This is a genomic window from Pseudoalteromonas sp. 1181_04 (assembly GCF_052850545.1).
Genome location: NZ_VXCS01000047.1, coordinates 1 through 9,634 on the forward strand (window position 1 = coordinate 1; position 9,634 = coordinate 9,634).

Consider the following 9,634-nt stretch of genomic DNA (forward strand, 5'->3'; position numbering starts at 1 on the left):
AGAAGAAATGCGGGCGGCATAAAATTTAACTTGAGGCGACAACTAACTTGAAAAACTCCGAGCTTCTAGCTCCTCTATTTTTATTAAAATCAATAACTAATGATTATGTATTGGTTTGTGGCTGTTTTGTTCATTTAGGGTTATAATTGATAAAATTTTAACAATTAAAGAGCTACTGTTTTGCTCTTTATTTTTCGAATCAACAGAATACAAGAAAAGGGAACTTGTTGTGGATAGTTTCATCCGGTCTATTTTGAATGCTTCTCGCGCTAAAAAGCGTGCTATCACCTTATTTATTGATTCACTTTTTATTGCCGCAGCATTTTGGCTTGCGCTTATAGTGCGTTTGGACAGCCTTGCACCTTTTAGTGAGGTGGGTAATTGGCTGCTGTTAGCAATGTTAATTCCTACTGGTTTAATCGCATTTATCAATCTTGGTTTATATCGTGCTGTATTAAGGTACATGAATTCGCAGGCGCTCTGGGCTATTGTGCTTGGTACTATTATTACTACTGCTTGCTTAGTCTTGTTGTCGTTTTTTGTGGGTATTACTATCCCACGTACCATGCCATTTATTTTTGCTTGGTTATGTTTACTTACCGTTGGTGGTTCGCGCATTTTAGTGCGAGCGATGATCGGCAAAATGGCCACCGTAAATAAAGAATCGGTTATTATTTACGGTGCAGGCTCAGCGGGAAGGCAGCTTGCAACAGCACTCGGTGCCGGGCCAGAATATTACGTTCGTGCTTTTATTGATGATGATCAAAGCAAACAAGGGTCTATCGTTCAAGGTATTCCGGTAATTTGTTTTAAAGATATTTATGAACTGATTAATAAAGGCAAGGCTACTAAAGTATTGTTAGCGTTACCAAGTGCAAGCCGAGCAAGGCGCAAAGAAGTACTTGCGCAGCTAGAGCCATTAACGATTAAAGTTTTATCTATCCCTGGTATGGCAGATGTAGTTGAAGGTAAAGCGCAGCTTTCTGAATTTAGAGAAGTTGAAATTGAAGATTTATTGGGCCGTGACCCAGTTACCCCAAAACCAGAACTTATGGCTGCCAACATTACTGGCAAAATAGTGATGGTTACTGGAGCCGGTGGTTCTATTGGCTCTGAGCTGTGTAGGCAAATAGTTAGGCAGCAACCTAAAAAACTGGTGTTATTTGAAATCTCTGAGTTTGGTTTGTATTCTATTGAAAAAGAATTAAATGAGTACATAGCAAATAATCATATTGATTTAGAGCTAATCCCAATAATGGGCTCTGTGCAACGTATTAACCGTATTGAAACCGTAATGATGGCATTTGGTGTACAAACGGTGTACCACGCAGCGGCTTATAAGCATGTACCTTTAGTTGAGCATAATGTGGTTGAAGGTGTGCGTAATAACGTATTTGGTACTTACTACGCAGCCAAAGCAGCCGTTAACGCAAAGGTTGAAACCTTTGTATTAATTTCCACCGATAAAGCGGTGCGACCAACGAATGTAATGGGCGCCACTAAGCGCATGGCTGAACTGGTATTACAAGGTTTAGCGCAAAGTAAAGGTAAAGAACATCGTACGCGTTTTTGTATGGTGCGCTTTGGTAATGTGCTTGGCTCGTCTGGTTCTGTGGTGCCGTTATTTCGCAGGCAAATTAAAGAAGGTGGCCCTATTACGCTTACTCACCAAGATATCACCCGTTTCTTTATGACCATACCGGAAGCTGCGCAATTGGTAATTCAGGCCGGCTCTATGGGCAAAGGTGGTGATGTATTTGTACTTGATATGGGGGACTCGGTAAAAATTAAAGATTTAGCCAGTAAGATGATCCGCCTTTCAGGCCTTGAAGTGAAAGACAAAACCAACCCCCATGGTGATATCGAAATTTTATGCACCGGCCTGCGCCCAGGTGAAAAGCTTTACGAAGAGTTATTAATCGGTGATAACGTTGGTGAAACGCCACATGAGCGAATTATGACGGCAAATGAAGCTATGTTGCCGCTACCTGAATTAAAAGTGTTTTTAGAAGCATTTGACATTGCCTGTCATAACTTTGACCACGAAATGATCCGCCAATTGTTACTCGACGCCCCAACGGGATTTAACCCAACGGATGGTATCTGTGATTTGGTATGGAATGCTAAAAAAGGCAAACAGCTCGAAAGTACTCCTCAAGCGAATGTGGTTAATTTGAAGGGGTAGGGGACGGTTAAAGGTACTAGGGGCTAGGTAAAAGACTAGGTGCTAGGCTTAACTTTGCCTTCTCGGTGTAGCTCGAAGCGCCTTGGTGTACTCGGTGGTAAAAAATTTTTAAATGATTTATTCACCACTGAGGGCACGGAGTTCACAGAGGTAGAGATTAAAGGCAGGAGCTAGGGAGTGATTAGGCACTAGGGAAGCTAGTTCCTACTGGGGTTAGATTTAGCCTGACACCTTTTAGTTTTAAACTGTTGTAATCATATATTGTGATGTGAATTAAAAAATTGGATGAAAGCCTCTAGGTATTAGGCGATATGCCTTTGTACTAAGATGCTTTAAATAAGACGTTTAAGGAATTTAAAATGAAAATTGCTGTTGTTGGCACGGGTTATGTTGGCCTGTCTAATGCTATGTTACTTGCGCAACACAATAAGGTTGTTGCCCTTGATATCGACGAAAATAAAGTTGCACTTTTAAAAGACAAGCAATCACCCATTGTTGACGTTGAAATAAGTGATTTTTTACAAAATAAGCAATTAAATTTTACCGCGACTACAAATAAAGAGTCAGCACTGGTTGGCGCTGAATTTGTAATTATTGCTACACCGACTGATTATGATCCTGAAACAAACTATTTTAATACCAATAGTGTTGAGTCGGTTATTAAAGATGTAATAAGAATTAACCCAACGGCGACTATGGTCATTAAATCAACTGTACCAGTAGGTTATACACAGTCGATTAAAGAAAAGCTTGGCACTGATAATGTAATATTTTCGCCAGAATTTTTACGTGAAGGTAAAGCATTGCATGACAATTTGTATCCATCTCGCATTATTGTCGGTGAGCAAAGTGAACGCGCAAAAACGTTCGCTAATTTATTGGCTCAAGGTGCTATAAAGCAAGATATTGAGGTTCTGTTTACTGACTCTACAGAAGCCGAAGCAATCAAGTTATTCTCAAATACCTATCTTGCAATGCGTGTAGCGTACTTTAATGAGCTCGATAGCTACGCTGAGAGCCATGGCTTAAATGCGAAGCAAATTATACAAGGTGTAAGCTTAGATCCTCGTATTGGTAACCATTATAATAATCCTTCATTTGGTTATGGTGGTTATTGTTTACCAAAAGATACTAAGCAGTTGTTAGCTAACTACAAAGATGTGCCAAATAATATGATTGGCGCTATTGTTGACGCCAACACTACCCGTAAAGATTTTATTGCGAACTCAATCATTAAGCGCAGCCCTAAAATAGTTGGCGTGTATCGCTTAGTTATGAAAACGGGGTCAGACAACTTTAGAGCATCTGCAATCCAAGGGATTATGAAGCGCATTAAAGCGAAAGGGATTGAAGTTGTCGTATATGAGCCAGCTTTAAAAGATGAAGCATTTTTCAATTCACGTGTGATTAAAGATCTTAATGAGTTTAAACAGCTTTCAGATGTTGTTGTTTCCAACCGTATGGTTGAAGAGCTGAGTGATATTGCAGATAAAGTTTATACGCGCGATTTATTTGGTAGTGATTAAGTAATAGTTAAAGATTAAAGATTAAAGATTAAAGATTAAAGATTAAAGATTAAAGATTAAAGGTTAAAGGTTAAAGGTTAAAGGTTAAAGGTGCTAGGGAAGTGACTAGGACCTAGAGCCTAAAACCTAGCTACTATGTTTTAAAGCGTAGGCGCGGTTTTATGCCGCGCGGTTTATAAACTTCATGGCTAAAGCCATTTCCTACGTTTTGTACATTTTACCTTAGGCGAGAAGATAAAGATGTGAATAAACATGCGTCAGCAAGCTTAACGCCTACGGTGTTAAATTGTATTCTGGTGTTTAATTACTTGTAGGCGAGTGGCTTGCCACCGCGATATTCAAAATTTGGTGTGGTATTTGTGCGTCAGCAAGCTCAACGCCTACGGGTGTTAAAGTTTGTCTCGGTGTTAAATTTACTTTGATGTTTAATTAATTACCTGTAGGCGAGTGGCTTGCCACCGCGTTTTAAAATGTGGTGTGGTGTTTTTGCGTCAGCAAGCTTAACGCCTACGGTGTTAAATTGTATTCTGGTGTTTAATTAATTACTTGTAGGCGAGTTGCTTGCCACCGCGTTTCAAAATGTGGTGTGGTGTTTTTGCGTCAGTAAGCTTAACGCCTACGGGTGTTAAATTTTACTCTGGTGTTTAATTAATTACTTGTAGGCGAGTGGCTTGCCACCGCGAACAGGCCTAAAGCCATTTCCTACGTTTTTACATTTTACCTTAGGCGAGAAGATAAAGATGTTAATAAACACGCGTCAGCAAGCTTAACGCCTACGGTGTTAAAGTTTGCCTCGATGTTAAATCACTTACTTGTAGGCGAGTGGCTTGCCACCGCGAACAGGTCAAAGGTTAAAGGTGCTAGGAAGACAACGGTACTTGGTGTTAGGGAAGTGACTAGGAGCTAGGAACTCGTTGTTCGAAGCCCGAATACATTCACTTCCGATAAAGCTTTGTGTTGTTAGATTAAGTTAAATTAAATATTAAATAAAGGACTAACTATGAAGGCTGTTATCCCAGTTGCTGGACTTGGTACACGTATGTTACCAATGACTAAAGCAATCCCAAAAGAAATGCTCCCACTGGTTGATAAGCCACTTATTCAATACATAGTGAATGAGTGCGTTGCAGCGGGTATTAAAGAAATTGTGCTTGTTACTCATAGCTCTAAAAATGCGATTGAAAACCATTTTGATACTAGCTTTGAACTTGAAGCGACACTTGAAAAACGCGTAAAGCGAAAGTTACTTGATGAAGTGCGCTCTATTTGCCCACCTGATGTAACTATTTTACATGTGCGCCAAGGTGAAGCTAAAGGTTTGGGTCATGCAGTGTTGTGTGCTAAGCCAATCATTGGTGATGAAGATTTTGTAGTTTTACTGCCTGATGTAATACTTGATGCTTATACTGCAGATCAAAAAACTGAAAACTTAGCGGCAATGATTGCACGTTTTAAAGCAACATCAGCAAGCCAAATTATGCTTGAACCCGTACCTGAGCAAGATGTATGTAAATACGGCATTGCTGATATAAATGGCGCTGTAATTACTGCGGGTGAAAGTGCGAAAATCAAAACAATGGTTGAAAAACCAAGTGTTGGTGACGCGCCATCAAACCTTGCTGTAGTTGGTCGTTATGTGCTGTCAAAAACTATTTGGCAATTACTTGATAAAACTCCGGTTGGCGCAGGTGGTGAAATACAACTAACCGACGCTATTGATATGCTTATGAAAATTGAAACGGTTGAAGCATTTCATATGAGCGGCCGGGCTCATGACTGTGGTGACAAATTAGGTTATTTAAAAGCGATTGTTGAATACAGCATGCGTGATGAAAACCTAGGCGCTGACTTTACAAGCTTTGTTGCAGAGTTAGTTAACCCTAAAAAACCAAGTCATTTAAAGGCAGTGTAAAATTTAGATGTCTGAGGTTTCGAGCTTCGAGTTGCGGGCTACGTATCATCGTAGCCGCTGATTATAGTAATTAGGTTCTGGGTTGTTCTGCGAGGTGATATATTACGTCCTGCAGTTAAATTATAGTTCCATTGTTATTTAGTCGTTTTCGAAAGGGAGTAGCAACCCAGGAGGGGTGATGAAATATGAAAATTTAGATGTATGGAAGAAATCTTTTTCATTAAGTTTATTTGTATATCAAGTTTTCAATGATTTACGAGATTTTGGGCTTAAAGATCAAATGTGTCGCTGTGCTGTTTCTGTTCCGAGTAATATAGCGGAAGGTTATGAGCGCTATTCCGATAAAGAAAGAGCGTATTTTCTTTCTGTGGCAAAAGGCTCTGTAGGAGAATTAAAAACGCAGCTTATGATTGTTTTTGAGCTTGGTTATATCAATCACGAGCAAACATAGTTCGCATTAAATGAGTGCGAAGTAATTGGGAGAATGCTTGGGAAATTGATCTATGTAATCAAAAGCTCATGAGAATCTCACAACCTGTGCTACACAGAATAATGAAAAGGTTAAAGACTAGGAATTAGACTAAATTTAACACCGGGCTGCTCGTAGCCCGCTACTCGAAGCTCGTCAACGATTCCCCAATTTCAATTTTAACTCCTTCTCCTAGTACCTCTCGATACTCTTGGGCTAATGCCTGTTTTGCATCATCATCGCCATGGACTATTTTTATATGGCTGGGCTTTTTACGCATACCTGTTACAAATTTTATTAAGCCGTTTTGATCTGCATGAGCACTGTAGCCGCTGATTGTGTGTACTGCTGCGTTAATGGTGATTTTATGGTTATTAATATGCACATAACCATTACTTGGTCCATAGGTTTGAATATCTCGGCCGAGCGTGCCACGGCCTTGGTAGCCAACAAAAATCACATCGGTAGTTTCATCAGGTAAAAATCGCTCTAGGTAATTCACAATTCGTCCGCCGGTGCACATGCCACTAGCGGCAAGAATAATTGCGGGTTGTTTGCGTTTGCTTAGGTAATTAATTACGGCAATATGCTCTTGGTGGCTGTCGATAGTATGCAACTGCGCAAAGTTTAATGGATGACGACCTTTGGCTAAGCGTTTTTTTGCTTCATCGTCCCAGAGGGTTTTAAATTTTCGATACTCTGTGGTGAAGTTAGCTGCCATAGGGGAGTCAACAATAACCTCTATATTTTGCCATGGTGAATTTTTAGCTGCGTTGTGAATTATTTGCTCCAGTTCGTACAGTAACTCTTGCGTACGGCCAATGCTAAACGCTGGCACTAATACAATGCCATTATCGGCAACGGCTTTTTCAATCACCTTTTTCAGTGTTTGCGTGCGTTCTTTTCGGCCTTGATGGTTTTTATCACCATAGGTTGATTCGATCACTAAAGTATCGGCTTTGTAAGGCGCTTTTGGGGAAGGTAGTAGCGGAGTATGCGGCGCTCCTAGGTCACCAGAAAATACCACGCGATGGGAATTCGGTTTTTTTCCTATATCTATTTCAACATAGGCGGAGCCTAAAATATGCCCGGCACGCTGTAAGCGAGCTTTCGCGGTGGGCTTGTTGCTGGTGGTTGGTAAGTCAAACCAGCTATTAAATTCGATAGCGACAATACGCTTGGCAAGTAAGCTTAAACAGGCGTTAATAATTTTTTGATCTCGCGTTACACCGACTTTAAGTGCATCTTCAATCACTAATGGCAATAGACTTGCCGATGCCTTCGAAGTAAAAATAGGGCCAGAGAAACCAGCAGCAAATAAGTAAGGTATGCGGCCAACGTGGTCAATATGACAATGCGTAACAATCAGCGCAGTGACAGTTGAGATATCAAAGTTGATAGCTAAACTTGACCCGGCGTCTTCCCCTTGAAAAAGCCCACAGTCAATCAACACCGATGAGTGTTGATCATAATCTAACTGATGGCATGACCCCGTAACCCCATTCACCGCTCCATGATGGGTAATTTTCATGGTTGATCCTTGTTGATTAAATTATACAAATTAGAAACAAGGTTAGGATAAAAAATGTCAAATTAAAAGGTTGAAGAGAGAAGGTTAGAGGTTAAAGGTACTCGAAGGCTTTATGATGCGGGGATTATAAAATTCATGGTTAAAGCCATTTCCTACGTTTTGTACAATTTGCCTGGCATTAACCTTTTGTGTATATGCTTATGCAGGCGAGTGGCTTGCCACCGCGTTTCAAGATGTGGTGTTTTTGCGTCAGCAAGCTCAACGCCTACGGTGTTAAAGTTTACTTTGATGTTTAATTAATCACTTGTAGGCGAGTGGCTTGCCACCGCGTTTGAAATGTGGTGTTTTGCGTCAGCAAGCTTAACGCCTACGGTGTTAAGGTTTATCTCGGTGTTAAATCACTTGCAGGCGAGATACTCAATATTGTTTCGGTGTTTTTGCGTCAGCAAGCTCAACGCCTACGGTGTTAAAGTTTATCTCGGTGTTAAATTTTACTTTGATGTTTAATTAATTACTTGTAGGCGAGTGGGTGGCTTGCCACCGCGTTTTAAAATGTGGTGTTTTTGCGTCAGCAAGCTTAACGCCTACGGGTGTTAAATTTAACTTTGATGTTTAATCACTTGTAGGCGAGTGGCTTGCCACCGCGTTTTAAAATGTGGCGTGGTATTTGTGCGTCAGCAAGCTCAACGCCTACGGGTGTTAAATTTTATCTCGGTGTTAAATTTTACTCTGGTGTGTAATTAATCACTTGTAGGCGAGTGGCTTGCCACCGCGTTTTGAAATGTGCTCTGGTGTTTTTGCGTCAGCAAGCTCAACGCCTACGGGTGTTAAATTTAACTTTGATGTTTAATCACTTGTAGGCGAGTGGCTTGCCACCGCGTTTTAAAATGTGGCTCGGAGTTTGTGCGTCAACAAGCTTAACGCCTACGGGTGTTAAATTTACTTTGATGTTTAATTAATCACTTGTAGGCGAGTGGCTTGCCACCGCGTTTTAAGTGTGGCTCGGTGTTTGTGCGTCAGCAAGCTCAACGCCTACGGGAGTTAAGTTGTACTCTGGTGTTTAATTAATTACTTGTAGGCGAGTGGCTTGCCACCGCTAAAAGGTCAAAGGTGCTAGGAAGGCAAGGGTACTAGGGAAGTGACTAGGACCTGCGCTTTAAGATCTGGTTCCTATATTTTAAAGCTTAGGCGCGGCTTTATGCCGCGCGTTTGTATTGAACCATCAGTCATTAGATTTCAGGTGTAGCTAATCTCTGCCTTTAACCTAATACCTAATACCTATTACCCCGTATCTTTCATTTCTCGAGGTAGCTTTAACCTTTGCATTCAATTAAACTCAGTCTCTTCAATGTAACTTTTGGTGTTTTGCATGGCTAAAGATAGGTTCGCGCCAAAACCTTTAAACGATATTATGGCTGGCCTGAGTGGTCGATTGTCGTCGTATGCAGGTAAAAGCCAAGCATTAGATAAACAACAAACGTTGTTAAGTGAATTTTTGGGCGCTAATTTAGGTGGAAAATGTCGCGTTAGTAATTATCGCGATGGTACGCTGATGATTGAGGCGGTATCTGCACCTATAGCACTGCGTTTAAACTACTTAAAAATGGATATGCTGTCACACTTTCGTAGTGCCGGTATGGCAGAACTTGGGCAAATCAAAATTACCGCTAACCCACAAGCCAGCCAACGATTAAGTCCAAATAATGCGTTAAAAACAGCTAACGCCACTCCCGCGAATAAATTAGCTATGAGTGAACAAACCGCTGATTACCTTAATGCGATTGCACAAAGCGCACCACCGTCACTAAAAGAAAAGCTAGAGCGACTAGCGAGGCATGGTAAAAAATAAAGGTTTTTGGCGCTAGGAAGAAATAGGCGCTAGGAAAAGTTTACCATGTATATTTAGTTTGCAACTGTATTGAAGAACCTAGAACCTAGAACCTAGAACCTAGAACCTAGAACCTAGAACCTAGAACCTAGAACCTAGAACCTAGAACCTAGAACCTAGAAC

Annotated in this window: 6 protein-coding genes; 5 read left to right on the forward strand and 1 reads right to left on the reverse strand. The window is 40.8% G+C overall.

The features are described from left to right. Nucleotides 1-229 precede the first annotated feature (229 nt). From FW757_RS22500 to FW757_RS22515, 4 genes are all read left to right on the forward strand, one after another. Entirely contained in the window at nucleotides 230-2,185 is a 1,956-nt protein-coding gene (locus FW757_RS22500; RefSeq protein WP_182719460.1) for a polysaccharide biosynthesis protein, read from the forward strand. A gap of 359 nt (nucleotides 2,186-2,544) precedes the next feature. Further along, the gene (locus FW757_RS22505) at nucleotides 2,545-3,711 is read left to right on the forward strand and encodes a nucleotide sugar dehydrogenase (RefSeq protein WP_446441739.1); all 1,167 of its coding nucleotides are present in this window, start codon (nucleotides 2,545-2,547) and stop codon (nucleotides 3,709-3,711) included. A gap of 1,000 nt (nucleotides 3,712-4,711) precedes the next feature. Beyond that, a complete protein-coding gene (gene galU, locus FW757_RS22510) occupies nucleotides 4,712-5,623 on the forward strand; it encodes a UTP--glucose-1-phosphate uridylyltransferase GalU (protein ID WP_149980576.1) in 912 nt (303 codons plus the stop codon). A 178-nt stretch (nucleotides 5,624-5,801) separates the two neighbouring features. Further along, nucleotides 5,802-6,074, forward strand: coding sequence for a four helix bundle protein (locus FW757_RS22515; RefSeq protein ID WP_220491401.1), 273 nt, complete (start codon nucleotides 5,802-5,804; stop codon nucleotides 6,072-6,074). 160 nt (nucleotides 6,075-6,234) lie between these two features. Here FW757_RS22515 and FW757_RS22520 read toward each other — a convergent pair whose 3' ends face one another. Then, nucleotides 6,235-7,623 (reverse strand): MBL fold metallo-hydrolase RNA specificity domain-containing protein, encoded by a 1,389-nt coding sequence (locus FW757_RS22520; protein WP_446441740.1) that lies wholly within the window; start codon nucleotides 7,621-7,623, stop codon nucleotides 6,235-6,237. A gap of 1,369 nt (nucleotides 7,624-8,992) precedes the next feature. Here FW757_RS22520 and FW757_RS22525 point away from each other — a divergent pair. Then, a complete protein-coding gene (locus FW757_RS22525) occupies nucleotides 8,993-9,472 on the forward strand; it encodes a DUF721 domain-containing protein (protein ID WP_145236680.1) in 480 nt (159 codons plus the stop codon). Nucleotides 9,473-9,634: the final 162 nt, after the last annotated feature.

Coding starts and splice junctions, on each gene's coding strand:
- FW757_RS22505 (WP_446441739.1), top strand. CDS start 2,545: ATGAAAATTGCTGTTGTTGGCACGGGTTATGTTGGCCTGTCTAATGCT.
- galU (WP_149980576.1), top strand. CDS start 4,712: ATGAAGGCTGTTATCCCAGTTGCTGGACTTGGTACACGTATGTTACCA.
- FW757_RS22515 (WP_220491401.1), top strand. CDS start 5,802: ATGAAATATGAAAATTTAGATGTATGGAAGAAATCTTTTTCATTAAGT.
- FW757_RS22520 (WP_446441740.1), bottom strand. CDS start 7,623: ATGAAAATTACCCATCATGGAGCGGTGAATGGGGTTACGGGGTCATGC.
- FW757_RS22525 (WP_145236680.1), top strand. CDS start 8,993: ATGGCTAAAGATAGGTTCGCGCCAAAACCTTTAAACGATATTATGGCT.